The 15619-nt window shown below is 52.3% G+C and carries 17 protein-coding genes; 11 read left to right on the top strand and 6 right to left on the bottom strand.

Translation table 11 applies throughout. The features are described 5' to 3' along the window. The first annotated feature begins 65 nt into the window (after window positions 1-65). The 5 genes from CWE12_RS05460 (at window position 66) to CWE12_RS05440 (ending at window position 4849) form a co-directional block, all read left to right on the top strand. Window positions 66-1001: an ABC transporter ATP-binding protein gene (locus CWE12_RS05460; RefSeq protein ID WP_126788672.1), complete on the top strand. Its 936-nt coding sequence runs from the start codon at window positions 66-68 to the stop codon at window positions 999-1001. Further along, a complete protein-coding gene (locus tag CWE12_RS05455) occupies window positions 998-2194 on the top strand; it encodes an ABC transporter permease (protein ID WP_126788671.1) in 1197 nt (398 codons plus the stop codon). Before CWE12_RS05460 ends, CWE12_RS05455 begins: the two co-directional genes overlap by 4 nt. A gap of 166 nt (window positions 2195-2360) precedes the next feature. Beyond that, window positions 2361-2735, top strand: coding sequence for a DUF6746 family protein (locus CWE12_RS05450; RefSeq protein ID WP_126788670.1), 375 nt, complete (start codon window positions 2361-2363; stop codon window positions 2733-2735). 51 nt (window positions 2736-2786) lie between these two features. Further along, entirely contained in the window at window positions 2787-3644 is an 858-nt protein-coding gene (locus tag CWE12_RS05445) for a cysteine hydrolase family protein (protein ID WP_126788669.1), read from the top strand. Between the two features lie 26 nt (window positions 3645-3670). Beyond that, on the top strand, window positions 3671-4849 hold the full coding sequence (locus CWE12_RS05440; protein WP_126788668.1) for an acyl-CoA dehydrogenase: 1179 nt from the start codon (window positions 3671-3673) through the stop codon (window positions 4847-4849). On the opposite strand, the gene CWE12_RS05435 is transcribed toward CWE12_RS05440, so the two are convergent. Then, window positions 4846-5046: a YfhL family 4Fe-4S dicluster ferredoxin gene (locus tag CWE12_RS05435; RefSeq protein ID WP_126788667.1), complete on the bottom strand. Its 201-nt coding sequence runs from the start codon at window positions 5044-5046 to the stop codon at window positions 4846-4848. The genes CWE12_RS05440 and CWE12_RS05435 overlap by 4 nt on opposite strands. After that, window positions 5046-6356 carry a prephenate-dependent tRNA uridine(34) hydroxylase TrhP gene (gene trhP, locus CWE12_RS05430; RefSeq protein WP_126788960.1) on the bottom strand — a complete coding sequence of 437 codons (1311 nt, stop codon included), beginning with the start codon at window positions 6354-6356 and terminating at the stop codon, window positions 5046-5048. Before trhP ends, CWE12_RS05435 begins: the two co-directional genes overlap by 1 nt. Window positions 6357-6512: 156 nt before the next feature. Here trhP and CWE12_RS05425 point away from each other — a divergent pair, with 156 nt between their 5' ends. Continuing rightward, window positions 6513-6824, top strand: coding sequence for an ArsR/SmtB family transcription factor (locus CWE12_RS05425; protein ID WP_126788666.1), 312 nt, complete (start codon window positions 6513-6515; stop codon window positions 6822-6824). A 3-nt stretch (window positions 6825-6827) separates the two neighbouring features. Here the strand turns inward: CWE12_RS05425 and CWE12_RS05420 are convergent, their stop codons facing one another. Continuing rightward, a complete protein-coding gene (locus CWE12_RS05420; protein ID WP_126788665.1) occupies window positions 6828-7262 on the bottom strand; it encodes an Rrf2 family transcriptional regulator in 435 nt (144 codons plus the stop codon). Window positions 7263-7344: 82 nt separating this feature from the next. Between CWE12_RS05420 and CWE12_RS05415 the strand changes: the two genes are divergently transcribed. The 3 genes from CWE12_RS05415 to CWE12_RS05405 all read left to right on the top strand — a co-directional run bounded on the left by CWE12_RS05415 (window position 7345) and on the right by CWE12_RS05405 (window position 9321). Further along, the gene (locus tag CWE12_RS05415; protein ID WP_126788664.1) at window positions 7345-7566 is read left to right on the top strand and encodes a hypothetical protein; all 222 of its coding nucleotides are present in this window, start codon (window positions 7345-7347) and stop codon (window positions 7564-7566) included. 50 nt (window positions 7567-7616) lie between these two features. Beyond that, on the top strand, window positions 7617-8786 hold the full coding sequence (locus CWE12_RS05410; RefSeq protein ID WP_126788663.1) for an NnrS family protein: 1170 nt from the start codon (window positions 7617-7619) through the stop codon (window positions 8784-8786). Window positions 8787-8901: 115 nt separating this feature from the next. After that, window positions 8902-9321: a putative zinc-binding protein gene (locus CWE12_RS05405; protein ID WP_126788662.1), complete on the top strand. Its 420-nt coding sequence runs from the start codon at window positions 8902-8904 to the stop codon at window positions 9319-9321. On the opposite strand, the gene hemN is transcribed toward CWE12_RS05405, so the two are convergent. Both hemN and CWE12_RS05395 read right to left on the bottom strand, forming a co-directional pair. Beyond that, complete coding sequence (gene hemN / locus CWE12_RS05400) at window positions 9322-10686, bottom strand: oxygen-independent coproporphyrinogen III oxidase (protein ID WP_126788661.1); 1365 nt, start codon at window positions 10684-10686, stop codon at window positions 9322-9324. 164 nt (window positions 10687-10850) lie between these two features. After that, on the bottom strand, window positions 10851-12869 hold the full coding sequence (locus CWE12_RS05395; RefSeq protein WP_126788660.1) for an alpha/beta hydrolase family protein: 2019 nt from the start codon (window positions 12867-12869) through the stop codon (window positions 10851-10853). 167 nt (window positions 12870-13036) lie between these two features. Between CWE12_RS05395 and CWE12_RS05390 the strand changes: the two genes are divergently transcribed. Then, the gene (locus CWE12_RS05390) at window positions 13037-13726 is read left to right on the top strand and encodes a hypothetical protein (RefSeq protein ID WP_126788659.1); all 690 of its coding nucleotides are present in this window, start codon (window positions 13037-13039) and stop codon (window positions 13724-13726) included. Here the strand turns inward: CWE12_RS05390 and fabR are convergent. Next, the gene (gene fabR / locus CWE12_RS05385; protein ID WP_126788959.1) at window positions 13659-14318 is read right to left on the bottom strand and encodes an HTH-type transcriptional repressor FabR; all 660 of its coding nucleotides are present in this window, start codon (window positions 14316-14318) and stop codon (window positions 13659-13661) included. The two genes, CWE12_RS05390 and fabR, sit on opposite strands and share 68 nt — an antisense overlap. Before the next feature lie 146 nt (window positions 14319-14464). Between fabR and CWE12_RS05380 the strand changes: the two genes are divergently transcribed. Continuing rightward, a complete protein-coding gene (locus CWE12_RS05380) occupies window positions 14465-15565 on the top strand; it encodes an acyl-CoA desaturase (protein ID WP_126788658.1) in 1101 nt (366 codons plus the stop codon). The last annotated feature ends 54 nt before the right edge of the window (window positions 15566-15619 follow it).

The following is a 15619-nucleotide window of genomic DNA, read 5'->3' as shown; positions in this document are numbered from 1 at the left end:
ACAACTGCAAGGCACACTAGGCAGTTGTGGATGCAATCCTTACGACAACAAGACAGGATAAAAACGTGCATATAGAAATTTCTAATCTGGTAAAAGAGTACGCCACTCTGCGTGCCGTCAACCAGGTCTCTTTTTCGGTCAATGACGGCGGCATTATCGCGTTGCTGGGGCCTAACGGGGCCGGTAAGTCGTCGCTGGTGCGAATGCTGGTTGGACTGACAGAGCCGGACAGCGGCGAGATCCGGGTAGAGTCGGAAGGCAAGACCTATCCCCATTTACCCGACGGTAGTTTCGGTTACCTGCCGGAAGATCGAGGGTTGTACCAGGACCGGACCTTAAAGCAGAACTTAATCTATATTGGTCAGTTGCGCGGCCTTGAGAAGGCGGAGATAGAGCGGCAGCTTGACCACTGGCTGCAGCGTTTTGAACTCACCGAGCGTGCCAACGAACACCTGAAGCAGTTATCCAAGGGCAATCAGCAGAAGATCCAGTTGATCGCGACTCTGTTGCACCGTCCACCTATGGTCATTCTGGATGAACCCTTTTCAGGCCTGGACCCGGTTAACCAGGAGCACGTGCTAACGGTACTCAAAGAGCTGAAGGCAGAAGGGGTGACGATTTTATTAAGTGCTCATCAGATGGATTTGGTTGAACGCCTGGCCGACGAGTTCGTGCTGATGAACTGTGGTGAAGTCATCGCCAAAGGCTCGTTGGATGCCATCCATAACCAGCTCGCGGACCGCCAGCAGATTCACTTTAGTTTTTCTCGTCAGGTCGAGACGGACGCGCTGCAAAGCCTGGCGCTGGACAATTTGCAAAGTAATGCCGCCGGCACCCATTTTGAAGCCGACGTTGACTTAAACGCGGCGCTCGATGAGTTGCTTAAACAGGTTGCTGCCTGCGGTCCGTTGCAAGAATTCCGGCGCCATCGCAAGCCATTGCATGATCTGTATTTATCCGCTGTCCGCAGCTCTACTGCTACCCAGGAGATCCGCTCATGAGTTCAGCTTATCTGCAACGAGTTCGTCGTGTCGCGACTTTTGAGTTTTTACGTTTCTTTAAGTGGAAGCAAGAGCTGCTCACCATAGGTTTAATGCTGGGTGGTTTCATGCTGGCTATCCTGTGGCCGATGATTGTCGCTTTTTTCGATAGCGAGCAACGTATCGCGGTGTTTGATGAAGGCGCCTTGCCAGAGATCGAAAAGGTCGAGTTTGTTCGTCTGCCACCGGTCCAGAAAGACCGGATTATCAGTTCCATTGGCGAAGACTATGACGCCGTTCTGGACGTGGAAGGTTTTGACATGGTGCTGCATGTCGAAAAGAGCGCGTCCTGGCAGGACAGTCTGCGCGAGGAACTGAGCCAGTGGATGCAGGCGCGTAAGTTTGATGCGCTGGAGCTGGACGACGACGCCCGTGAGTTTTACCACAGTGACGTTGAGATCAGTATGTTCTACACCAGCCGGGCTGACGATGAGGATGCAGAAAGCGCCGAGAATGAGCGCCGCGGACGCAGTCTGATTACCGGCGGGATTGTGCTGTTGCTGTTTATCGGTGTGATGAATGGTTTCGCGCTGATGATGTCTTCGATTACCCAGGAAAAACAAACCCGGGTCACAGAGCAGTTGTTGACCCTGCTCAATCCGCAGGAGTGGATGGATGGAAAAATCCTTGGCGTCACCATGCACAGCGCCAAGTCGATGCTACTGACCGGCTTTTTAATGTTCTTACTGGTGAATGGCGTGCACATGGCATTTCAGGGCGGCTTTATGCAGTTGCCGTTGAGCTTGCTGGTGTTTCTGAATGCGATATTTTTCCTGCTTGTCGGGTTGTTGCTGGTAAACAGCTTCCTCGCCGGTTTCGCCGCCACTATTGATGACCCTAATCATTCATCGCGCTCGGTGGTGATGTTCATTCCGATGGTACCGGTGTTTGCCAGTTTCTCCATTGTCGGCTCAGCTGACAGCGGCTTAGCTACGTTTTTAAGTATCTTTCCGCTGACGTCGTTTGCAGCAATGCCTATCCGGGTCGCTGAAGTTGGGGTGCCCTGGTGGCAATGGCTGATCTCGGTGGGGCTGATGCTGGTCACGCTGTACTGGGCGCGTAAACTGGCGGCCCGCCTGTTCCGTTACGGGATTACTATGTATGGCAAGGAGCCGGGCTGGCGCGATATCTGGCGCGTGATTATTAATACCTAGTTAATCGCCAGCTAATTAGAACTAGCCCCACCAGTACTGGTGGGGCTTTTTTTATAGGTAGTTAAGGTGCATGACTTGATCATGAAGATGATAATCATTATCATTGGTGTGCTGTTGTTGCATTGAGTTCGTCTCAACGCCACAACCTAACCGAGGGAGTGAAGATATGATTAAAGAAGTACTGACTGTTACCGCTTTATTATGGGGTGCCACCCTGTCGACAGCGAACGCTGACCAGCGGCCGGAGCACTATCAGGCCTTACCGGCTGAGTCCATTGAACAGGCGGTGAGCAATCTGACCAGTTACAATCAGGAACTGGAGGCATTGATTAGCCAAAGCGAATTAAGCGATGAGGATATGGTAAAAATTCACGAACTTACCTATACCCTTGAAAATGCGCTGCAGCGCTTGCAAGCTGAACTCGAAGGCACCGCTGACGTGCTGGAAGAAGTTCATCTTGGTTCCGAAACGATGGATAACAGCCGGGTGTTAGATAATGCTCGTCGTTACCTGCAAAGTATGAACGAAATACTTCAATAACCTCGCTACTTCTCCTAGGCTGTAGTCATCGGCCACAGCCCGGGAGACCACATGCCCCAGCGTAAAACCTATCAAAAGACCGACCTTGGTGGTGTTCAGTTAGGCGCCAGTACCGCGCGCTGGCACCTGGAACACGATCATATCGACCTGTCACCTCACCATCGGCCTATTGGCCGCCTGCTTAAAATAGGAACTGCCGAAATACCTGTGGTTGAAGACACCCGCCGCATGGCATTGCTGATTGTGGATATGCAGAACGATTTTTGCAGTACCGGAGGCTGGGCTGATCAGGCAGGCTTTGCGACGGAACGTTGTCGTAGCGCAATACCCGGGATTCAGCGCGCTTTAGAATGGGCGCGAAAGCATGACCTGTGGGTCGTCTGGATTGGGTGGGCGAACCGGGAAGACTTGCGCAATCTGGGCGCGCCAACGCTATACCAGTATAAGAAGTCCGTTGCTATGCAGGGCATTGGTGAGAGCCTCGGTAGCCACAAAGCGTTGATCAGCGCGACCTGGGGAACCGAAGTGGTGGAAGAGCTTGCGGATCTGCAGCAAGATAACGACGTTGTGGTAGATAAAGTACGCACCAGTGGTTTTTACGGTACCCATCTTGAGCAGATTTTGCGTACCCAGGGGCTTAATACTTTATTATTTGCAGGTGTAAACACTGACCAATGCGTCACTACAACGATGGAAGATGCCTGCTTCCGGGATTACAATGTGTTGCTGATAGAGGATGCGACCGCCACCTCCAGTCCGGACTTTTGCAAGCAGGCAGTACTTCACAATACCCGGTTATGCTGGGGGTTTGTAACAGATACAAAGGCGCTCTTCAGTGCCCGTGAAACGACCCGCATGCAACCCGAACCTGAGGCGGGGGTCGAGACACCGAGTGGCGACACTGGCTAATAAACTGACTTAAAAAAGGAAGCACAATGACAAGTTCGCGCGCGCACTTTGACTGGCAGGACCCCTTTGCTCTGAATACCATGCTCACCGACGAAGAACGTTTAATCCGCGATAGCGTACATGAGTACTGTCAGCAAAAATTGCAGCCGCGGATCCTGCAAGCCAATCGTGAGGAACATTTTGACCGCGCGATCATGAATGAACTTGGCGAACTCGGTTTACTCGGCGCGACACTACCCGAAGAGTATGGCTGCGCAGGGGTCAACCATGTCAGTTATGGCTTGATCGCACGCGAGGTCGAACGGGTCGATAGTGGTTATCGCAGCGCAATGAGCGTGCAAAGTTCTCTGGTGATGTATCCAATTTATCAGTTTGGAACTGATAGCCTGCGCCAGACTTACCTGCCTAAGCTTGCCAGTGGCGAATGGGTGGGCTGCTTCGGCCTTACTGAACCCGATGCCGGTTCCGACCCTGCGAGTATGAAAACCCGTGCTGTACGTGTCGACGGGGGCTACCAACTGAGTGGCAGTAAGATGTGGATCACCAACAGCCCGATAGCGGATGTCTTTGTGGTGTGGGCCAAGCTCGATGGTGAGATCCGTGGTTTTGTGCTGGAAAAAGGCATGCAAGGTTTGTCAGCGCCCAAAATTGAAGGGAAGTTCAGCCTCCGTGCGTCGATTACCGGTGAAATTGTGATGGACCAGGTTTTTGTACCTGAAAGCCATATCTTTCCTGACGTTCGAGGTCTGAAAGGTCCCTTTAGTTGCCTCAATAAAGCCCGTTTCGGGATTGCCTGGGGCGCATTAGGGGCGGCTGAATTCTGTTGGCATGCAGCGCGGCAGTATACCCTTGAACGTAAACAATTTGACCGGCCGCTGGCTGCGACTCAGTTGATTCAGAAGAAACTGGCGGATATGCAAACAGACATTTCGCTTGGGTTGTTAGGCTGCCTGCAAGCCGGGCGAATGGCTGATGCGGGCCAACTGGCGCCGGAAACCATTAGCCTGATTAAGCGCAATAGTTGTGGTAAAGCGCTGGATATTGCACGCGCAGCCCGTGATATGCACGGCGGTAATGGTATCGCCGATGACTACCACGTTATTCGTCATGTGATGAACCTAGAAGCGGTGAATACGTACGAAGGCACTCACGACGTGCATGCGCTTATTCTGGGGCGTGCACAAACCGGGCTAGCCGCTTTTTAGCGGTTAGCCGGTAGCTGAATGATACTATCGACGGGGCACACCGGAATGCACTGGGGCTGGTCGTAGTACCGTTCGCATTCGGTGCAGGTGTCTGGATTTATCTGGTAGATGAGCGTACCCATAGTGATTGCATCATTAGGACATTCGGCAACGCAGATGTCACAGTTGATACAGTCGCTGGTAATGGTAAGTGCCATTAGCCTGCCTCCACGGCCAGGGTTTCCAGCACCCTGTCGGTACGAAGCAGGTAAGCATGTTGAAGCTGCGTTTTCGCAGTGGCTGCCGGAGCCGGTAACTGCAGCCATACCTGGTGCCCGGACCCCTTAGCGACCTCAATCGGAGCCCGCTGCGCGTTGCTTAAACTACTTAACGTCCAGGCGTGATTCCCTTGCGGGGTCATCAGTTCGAGCTGATCACCCAGACTAAACTTATTCTTCACTTCTGCCTCGACCCAGTCACCTTCCGCTTTACCGGTAAAGGTTGCGACCAATTGCTGGTTGCCATCGCTGTGACTGGTGGCGTAATTTTGCGTATCCTGCGGCCGGTGCCGCTGCAAAAAGCCTTCAGTGAAGCCGCGATTGGCCATGCCTTCAAGCGCATGCAGCAAGCGCGTATTAAACGGACGGCCTGCGGCCGCGTCATCGATCGCCTGACGGTAAACCTGGGCGGTGCGTGCGACGTAATACGGCGTCTTGGTGCGCCCTTCGATTTTTAATGAATGCACGCCCATCGCTGCCAATGCAGCAACATGCTGAACCGCACGAAGGTCCTTCGAGTTCATGATATAGGAACCGTGTTCATCCTCATCCATCGGCATGTACTCTCCCGGACGCATGGGTTCTTCCAGCAACACGGGCTGCGGATTTAGCTGACCGACCTGGTCTTCAGTCGCGGCGCTGGCTTTGTACTGCCAGCGACAGGCATTGGTGCACGCACCCTGGTTCGGATCGCGCTTATTGAAATACCCGGACAGCAGACAACGTCCCGAATAGGCCATGCACAAGGCGCCGTGTACAAATACCTCAAGTTCCATATCAGGACAGCGTTGGCGGATCTCAGCGATTTCGTCGAGTCCCAGTTCACGCGACAAAATGACCCGTTCTATGCCTTGTTGCTGCCAGAACTCGACGGCGGCCCAGTTGATGGTGTTGGCCTGTACCGACAGGTGCAACGGCATCTCGGGGAAATGTCGGCGAAGTAACATAATAACCCCGGGATCAGAGACAATGAGCGCATCGGGCGATAATTCAATCACCTCAGCCAAGTCATCCACCAGAGTGTCTATCTTTCGATTATGTGGGGCGATATTACTTACTACATAAAACTTTTTACGTAGTTTATGGGCTTCTTCAATACCCTGAGCGAGGGTAGCCAGATCAAATGCGTTATTGCGTACACGAAGACTGTAGCGTGGCTGGCCAGCGTAGACTGCATCGGCTCCGTAGGCGAAGGCGGAGCGCATTGCGTCGAGGTTACCGGCCGGCGAAAGAAGCTCTGGTTGCATAATTATCCTCAAAATACGACAAAATACCTAGGGGAGCTTCCCAGGCAGGGGCGGTATAGTGTATAAAATGTTCGGTAAATCCCATTGATCTATCACAAAGATCGAATAGTTTGCGCTATAATCCGCAAACATTAATTACCTTTGTTATGTTGGCGACGTATGAATACACAACACATCGATATGGCCCAAATTGAAGAAAAGTCTGGCGAAGCGGCCACGCTGTTAAAGCTGCTGAGTAACCAGCATCGCCTGTTAATCCTGTGCCATTTGGTTGAAGGTGAGCTTTGCGTGAGTAAGCTTGAGGAGCGACTCAACATCTCACAATCGTCGCTGTCGCAGCATCTGGCCCGCTTGCGCGAGCAGGGTATCGTCGAATTCCGCAAGGAAAGTACCACCGTCTATTACCATCTGGCGGATGCGAAAGCGCAGAAAGTGCTGGAAACGTTGTATGAGTTATTCTGCGGCGCTTAGTCTTTAGAGTTCTCGGGTGCTAAATATCTGCTCTAGCTCATTCCGGTTGTGTAGTAGCGAATGTAACGTGTAACTGGCCAGGTAATCGTAGAACACACGTTTGCCTGCGGCCAGAATGTGCTTCAGTTCACACGCCGGCTCAATGACGCACACTGGGCTATGGCAATTAACCCAGGGTGTATCTCCCTCTAAACGTCTTATCACGTGATCCAGGCGGATTTCCGCGGGTTCAGCTGCGAGCTGAAAACCACCGTTTTTACCACGCCTGGTGATGATAAAACCCTCTTTACCCAATTGGTGAATCACTTTATTCAGGTGATTCCTGGGTATCTCATAGGCAGCACAGATCTCATTAATAGTGGCCAGCCTTCCTTTGGGTAGGGTGGCAAGATAGATCAGTGTGCGTAAACCGTAGTCGGTGTATTTTTTAATTTGCATGACAAAATTATCGCACACGTTGACAAAGTAAGTACATGCTTTAATAATGCATCTTAATAAGATGCATTATTAAGGTATGTTTATGTCAGGTGAAACTTTATTAAAGTGGTCGAACGCAAGCATGCTGTTTTTCCTATTGGCGTTCGGTGCTGCGGTGTACGGCGCATGGGGGCTTGAAGCTGAGCTTCCGCTGATGGCGATTACCTTGCTCCATGTTGCTCAAATTGTTACAGCAGGGCTGTTTAAGCTGGCCTATGTACTGCGTTTAGTGGCGCAATCCCAGCTCGGGCGAGAGTTAAGATAAGGCGTCCGGCACCTGCCGGCCTCTATGGTTTAAACGTTGCGGGAGTTTGTATGCGCTCACTATGGGATCAGGCATTTCGACCACTGTTTTTAGGCGCGGCCGTATTTACAGCAATGGCCATGCTCCTCTGGGGTCTGGTATTAAACGCAGCGGTTGAATTCAAACCGTATGGCGATGTGATGTTCTGGCATCAACATGAAATGATATTTGGTTTTGTCGCTGCAGCTATCGTCGGTTTTTTATTAACAGCTGCTCAAAACTGGACCGGTCTTCGGGCGCCTCATGGTTCCCAGCTACTAATGCTAACCCTACTCTGGTTTTTAGGCCGGGTGATAATAGCGATGGGGGCTGCCTGGCCGGTCTGGCTGGTAGCGGGTATCGACCTTAGTTTCCTGGTATATGCAGCGGGGCTTCTCGCGTGGATAGTTATCCGGGCGGGCAATATGCGGAATTTGTTTTTCGTGCCGGTTTTGCTCATTCTGACTTTGTTAAACGGGGTCATGCATCTGGGGGTCTGGAATCAGATGTCCAGTTTAGTAACCTACAGCAGCAATGCGGCCATATTTCTGATTACCGTGCTTATGGTTGTCATTTCGGGCCGGGTTTTACCGATGTTCACCGCAAATGGCTTACAACGGCCCAGGGTTGCTAGCGTACCCTGGCTGGAGCGCTGTGCATTGGTGTCCACATGGGCTGTCGCAGTTATACATCTGCTCAATGTGTCAGCACGACTTCCGGCCCTGGTGATGAGTCTGCTATTCGGTTTTGCCGCTGTGGTTACTGCATGGCGGCTGTTGCGGTTGCGTGGCTGGCAGGCCAGGCGACTTCCGTTGTTGTGGTCACTTCATTTGGCTGCCGCGTTTATTCCCGTCGGGTATGCGTTGTTTGCATTGCGTTACGCCGGATTTGGAATTCCGCATTCATCGGCCCTGCATGCACTAACCGCGGGCGCAATGGGATGCATGATCCTGGCAATGATGGCACGTGTCGCGCTGGGTCACACTGGCCGCTCTTTGCATCCACACCCTATAATGGCGCTGGCTTTTGCCCTGATAACCGGAACGGCGCTGTTGCGCATTTTCTATCCATGGGTATTCCCGCAGTGGGGCCTGCTGGTGCTTAACGCCGCGGCGGCAGGCTGGATCATCGCATTTAGCCTGTACACGTTAGTCTATTGGCGGATATTAATGCATCCCCGGATCGATCAGAACGACAACTAACAGAGTAAAGACGGCTAATTGTGGAGGCTGTTATCGCGAGTGCTTGATTCAAATCAATCCGTTGTTAACGCGCAGCGATACACTTCGTTTATATCAATTGAAACGGAGGACGGTCATGCAACAACGTGCGAGCAAGGATTTGAAGCCACTGGTTTATTCGTGCTCCGGTTGCTCCAGTCTGGCTCAACTGGCAAACGATCTTGCCGTGTGGCTACACGCTGATGGCATCGCTGAGATGTCCAGTATTGCCGGGGTCGGAGGGGGAGTCCGTCAGTTGGTGAGCGTCGCCACATCGGGTCGCCAGATTATTGCCCTGGATGGCTGTTCACTGGGGTGTGTAAAACGCTGCCTGGCGCTGCGCAATGTAGCACCTACCTGGCACATTGAGCTAACCGAATTAGGGCTGCACACCGATTCAGGCGAGCCCTGTAGTCTGGCTGATACCTATCGGGCGTTGCGATTTATTCATGATAAACTCGGCGTGAATTTTGACGCCGATATCACCAGCCCGCTGGACAGAATTACGGGCTACTAGTCAGATTACTTTAGAATATTGCTGGCTCTGTTCCTGAAGATAGGCGTCGAATGCAGCACATATGATCCGCACCCATAACCGACCTGCGTCGGTGACTTCTATTTCAGTCGTGCTTACCTTAACCAGGCCGTCGTCCTGATAACGCTGCAGCTGTCGCAAAGCCGGCGCAAAGTAGTCGCTGAAGGCGATGCCCCAGGCCTTTTCAAATTCATCAATGTTGAGTTTAAAGTGGCAAATTAGCTCGGCAATAAGTGCAGCGCGGAGGCGATCGTCCTCATGCAGAACGATTCCTTTGCTGATCGGGCGCTGTCCATGGGCCAACTTACTGTAATAGGGTTGCAGGTCTTTCTCATGCTGCCAGATAACCCCGTTAACCTGGCTAATCGACGATACGCCAAGCCCAAGCAAGGCGTCACTACCATGGGTCGTATAGCCCTGAAAGTTGCGCTGCATTTGACCTTCACGTTGGGCCTGGGCGAGGCGGTCATCTGGTTTGGCAAAATGGTCCATACCAATAAATTGATAGCCAGCCGCATTTAATCGTTCAATTCCCGCAAGCAGTAGCGCCTGTTTATCAGCACCTTGCAGCAAGGTCTCGTCGGCAATTTTTCGTTGCGCTGCGAAGCGGGTGGGTAAATGCGCGTAGCTGAACATTGACACCCGATCCGGTGACAGAGCTATCACTTTGTCGAGTGAGTGATGAAAGTTGTCCAACGTCTGGTGTGGTAAGCCATAGACCAGATCGAGGTTAATCGAGCTAAAACCGAGCGCTTTTGCGGCGTGGACCTGACTTGAAACCAACTCTTCACTTTGCACCCGGTTGATGGCGATCTGGACGTCCTGATTAAAGTCCTGAACGCCATAACTGACCCGGTTAAAGCCTAAATGGCGAAGGTGCGCGAGTTTATCCAGACTGCAGCTACGTGGGTCAATCTCGATACTGACTTCATCGGCGTGGCCTGGGTGGAACGCCAGTTCCTCGGCCAGCAGCGACATCAAACGGCTTAACTGTTGCTCATTGAGAAACGTCGGGGTCCCTCCACCAAGGTGCAGGTTACGGATCCCCCGGTGCGCAATAAGCGGCGCGTACAGTCGCATTTCATCGGCCAACGCATCAAGGTAGCTATCGGCTTTGTCCTGGTGACGGGTGATGACCCGGTTACAGCCGCAGTAGTAACATAGCTTGTGGCAGAAAGGTAAATGAATATAAAGGCTTAACGGTTGATTGCTAGTCTGCAGCGCAGAAATAACCTGATCTGCAGCGAATCCGGTGTCGAGCGCGAGTGCAGTCGGATAACTGGTATAACGCGGGCCGTTAACATTGTATTTGTTTACTAACGACTGATTCCACTGAGTATTCTGCATGGTCGACTCCTGCCTGTACGCTGCTTGCACGGTGAGACCTGAATTCTACGTCAGGCAAGAGCCTTATAGGTTGATCTCAAGCAAGCGAACGGGCATTAGCAGTCAACGCCCGGATACAAAAAGGCCAGCTCAATCGAGCTGGCCTTCCCTAAGTTGGCAAGCGCTTACAAATTATCTGCGTGCGGCAATTCATGCTCCGGAATGCCTTCGTTCTGTTCGACCAGATAAAAGTTCATCCAGCGCATCAGACGCATGGCGTAATCCAGCTGCGAACCGACGCGGCTGTTACCATGCCCTTCACCCGGGTAGAGCACCAGGCGAACCGGCACGTTGTCATGCACTTTCAGGTACCGGTAGAGCTCCATCGACTGGCTAGGGTGAACCCGGGTGTCATCTTTACCGTGCATAATCAGGATTGGGGTACGTGCCTGTTCGGCCCAGTAGATAGGGCTGCGTTCAAGGTACCATTGCCATTTATCCCACGGGTAGCTGCGGGCGTGCACCAGATGCATTTCATTTGGAATATCGGTGGTGCCGAATTTAGACAGGTTGTTACTGATACCAACGAACATCACCGCGGCCGCGAAATGTTCGGTCTGTTTCGTTGCACCCCAGGCCGACGCGTAGCCGCCATAGGAACCACCGGTAATACCAACACGGTCAGGGTCGGCAATACCTGCCTCAACCAGATGTTCTTTGGCATCGACAATGTCATCAAACTCTTCACCGGCGTAGTCATTTTGCCCCAGCTTGGAAAACTCGACGCCACGGCCAGTACTGCCACGGTAGTTAGGGAAGAAGGTGGCAAAGCCTTGTGCAGCTGCATACCAGGTCGGGCTTGAATAGCGGTCGTTCCAGCCATTGCGGACGTGGGCTTCGGGGCCACCATGAATACTCATGATTACCGGCACCGACTGGCCTTCACGGTAGTTAAGTGGGTAAACCATAACGCCTTCAAGTTCGAGACCATCGCGTGCTGTGTAGCGAATGGTTTCCTGGCGAGGTTGCTCTACGTCAGCTAACCATGGGTTTGAATCTGTGATCCGTTGCAGCTCACCGTTTGCTAACTGATAGACTTCACCAGGATGGGCAGGGGAGTTAGCGAGGATAGTCAGGCGCCCGTTGTCGTCGTAATTAACCAGGCTTTGGACAATCAATCGGCCGGGTTCGAGCAACTGGCTGTGTTCGTTCGAGCGGACATTGAAGCGCAGGATTTCTGTCTCGGTGCCAGTTTCGCCTAAAATAAGTAAGTGTTCGCTATCTTGCCACAGCATATCCCGGACATGCCCTTCGTAGCCGGGCAACAGGTCACGGGTTTCGCCATTGGTGAGGTTGGCATGAAGGATGCGGCCTACGGCGGGGTCATGTTGATCGTCCGCGCCCAACACCGCCAGCTGAGAGCCGTCGTCTGAGAAGCGGGCGGCGCCAAGTTTACCCTCGGTTTGTAGTCGCACGACTTCATTGCCGTCGAAATCAATCAGCAGGTAGTTACTCAGCATCATACTGTCGTCAACAAACGGGGTGGCGGCGACGCGAAGTAACAGCTGCTCATGCTGAGGACGCAATGCGGCACTTAAAACGTGTTCGTTGAGCTCAACCTGGCGAGCTTCGCTGTCGTCCTCGCTGTTCAATGTGTGGATAAACACCTGGCCTAGGCGTAATTCTTCTTCAAAGACTTCAGCGCGAAAACCTTTTTTGGCGAGGTCTTCGTTATTTTCTGCTGCAGCTTCACGGGTAGTAAAAGCAAAGGTATTGCCATCACTGCCTATCGAGTAGCTGTTAATCGCTGTGTCATGCGAATAGGACTGTGACGATTCGCCTCCACGCAGTGGAATGCGATACAGGGTGTTATGTTCATCGTCTTCGCGCTTGGCAATAAAATGAATGTAGTTTTCATCATCACTGAAACGGATCTGGCTGACCTGTACGTCGCCACTGATATAGGGGACATGCTCCCCTTCAGGTGTTTTGACGAACAGTTCAGTGTAGGCTGGACCGTCATCGTCTTCATAGGCGGTTCTGGGGCGGATCCGGGTATAGGCGATGTAGTCGCCATCGGAGGTGGTAATGGCGGAATTTACCCGCTGCATTTGCACGATATCCTGCAAGGTAATGTCGTGCGCCTGGGCGACGGATGCACTGGCCAGTGCAGCGCCGAGGCAAAAGCTAATTAGTCGAGCCATGCGAACTCCCTGATTACGTTGTTGTAGATGCTAATTGAATAGGTTAGCTGACTACGTTAATTGTGTGCCAACAGGCCGTGGTAGAACCACGGTGCTTGCTACGCGTTAGCCATGCAAGGCATGATAGTTAAATACTCTACCTTGATCACCGATAAAAAGGAACGTGCATGAAGTTCAAGCGCCTGCTCTGTGCGACCATTACCACCGCCGTCGTGACCCTCATCAGTGGCTGTCAGCAGACTCCCTCCATGGATCCGACCCGAGCCAGTGAGCGTGCCGCCTTTAGCGAATGGAATTGCGACGGTGAGCCGGTGCTGGCTCAGTTTTACGGGGCCCGAGTGGTAATAAGCGACAGCAAGAGTTCACACTGGCTTGACCGCGGTACCCAGGTTGGCAAGGTGTTCCGGGCAGAAAACCATAGCTTTCGTTTTCGCGGGGACACGGCGACCTGGACTCAGCTTGAACAAACCAGGCACTGCACTGAGCGCGCACTTCCGGGTGACTGGCAACAAGCGATCAGTGAGGCGCCACGTAATCAGCTCCACTACATGGCCCAAGGGGCAAATGAGCAATGGCAGTTTAAGCTGCAGGGCAATCGCGTGCTGATTGAACTGAAGGAGGCCGGCGAAGCGGTTCAACGGCGCAATCTGCCGGCTGGTGAAGCTGATTATTATCTTGATATGTGGACGTATAACGTGCAAACCCGGGAAGAACGGATGCGGGTTCAAATCACCGACGGCTTATGTCGTCGCGCCGGAGACCCAACTCCGTATCCGTCCAGTATTCAGATTAACTGGAATGATCAGGTTTTGCAGGGATGTGGACGCTGGCTGGCAAAATCTGGTCATCGCCCATAAAGGTTTGCGCCCCGCGGGCGACCATTCTGACCTGAACAATGGTCTGTTCCATCAAACGTAATTTAGCGTCATCTTCGAGGTCAAGGGCATCGGCGCCGGCGCTGAAGACGACTCTTACAATCGCGTCACTCTGCAGCTCTGCGAGACGACGTGGCATGCTGCGCTCAGCCATCAGATAGTCGGCTAACTCAGATTTAAAGTGGTCTATCTCGCGGGCCACAGCGTCGCGAAACTCTCGTGAGGTGCCGCTGCGCTCCTGTAATAACAGGCGGAATATGCTGCTGTGGTGGGTCACGAAATAGATAAAGGTTTCCAGCGACACACGGATAATTGAACCTCCGCTGTCGATACGTTGTCTACTTTGTCGTAGCAGTTGTCTTAACGCGAGTCCGCCCTCATCAACTAAGGTTAAACCGAGTTCTTCCATATTCTGGAAATGACGGTAAAACGAGGTTGGTGCAATCTGTGCCTCACGGGCAACTTCACGCAAACTGAGGCTGGAAAACGATATCTCTGCACTAAGCTGATTCAGCGCAGCATCTATCAAAGCGCGACGGGTTTTTTCTTTTTGTCGGGCACGCACACCAGCCATGGCAATCCTCGGTGTAGTCAGGGTAAACAGGTAGGAAATTAATGCCAGTGTAACAAGTTTCACTTGAGTCTGTCACTTAACTAAGCTACATTGAGCGAACACTTGTAAGCTGAAAGTGTTTTGATGGTTTGAAAAGTAAGGTATTTATGAAAAAAGCTCCAATTATTTGGCTCAACGTTCTGGTTTTCAGTATCACTTTTGCTGTCGCAGCAATTGGTGTGCCTGTATACGCTTTAACGGTGGGCATCGATGCCAGCCTGTGGTGGGCCGCATTGGCTATGTTTATTTTCTCGGGTCTGTCGATCACGGCTGGTTACCATCGCCTGTGGTCGCATCGTACCTATGACGCACACTGGAGCGTGCGTGCAATTTTTGCGCTGGGTGGCGCACTTGCGCTGCAAAACAGTGCTTTGCACTGGTCATCAGATCACCGCGAGCATCACAAGCATGTCGACCATGATGACAACGACCCGTACTCGGCAAGTCGTGGCTTTTGGTATTCGCACATTGGCTGGATGCTGCGCGAGTATCACCCGGATAAGTACTATGACTACAACAATGTCAAAGACCTGCAGCGTGACAAAATTGTTATGTGGCAGCACAAGTACTATCTGCCACTTGCGCTGGCGCTGAATATTGGCCTGCCTGTTGTCCTCGGCTTACTGGTTGGTAACGTGCTGGGTGCTTTATTGGTCACCGGGTTCCTGCGCCTGGTAGTGAATCACCACACCACGTTCTTTATTAATTCGTTAGCCCATATCTGGGGTAACCGCCCATACACAGAGCGTAATTCGGCTCGTGATAATGGCGCGCTGGCGTTCGTAACCTTTGGTGAGGGCTATCATAACTTTCACCATATATTTTCAGGCGACTACCGCAACGGCGTCCGCTGGTATCAGTTTGACCCGACTAAGTGGCTTATTCGCGGCATGAGTTTCATTGGCCTTGCAGGTAACCTGAAGCGGGCATCAGAGTACCAGATCGAGAAAGCGCGGATGGAAGTGATGTGGTTACGTCTGCAGCGCAAGCGTCAGACAACCGCCGAATGGATGCAGCACGAGTACGACGAGTTGCTGGAAAAAACCAAGGCTTATTATCTGTCACGGAAAAAATTGCTGGATACAAAAACCCAGTCGATTAAAGACCAGGTTGCACACTCAGCGCTGATGGCACAGTACCAGGAGCTGAAAAGCAGCTTCCGCGAAGAACGTCGTCGCTGGCGCAAAATGGTCCGTGCCGCCTTGTAAAAGCTTGGTAAGTTTCTTTACAAGCGCGTCATGCTGGTGAATAATTAACCTCAA

This window comes from Aliidiomarina sedimenti, assembly GCF_003986955.1.
Taxonomy (GTDB): domain Bacteria; phylum Pseudomonadota; class Gammaproteobacteria; order Enterobacterales; family Alteromonadaceae; genus Aliidiomarina; species Aliidiomarina sedimenti.
This window is presented reverse-complemented; position numbering and strand designations above follow the sequence as displayed.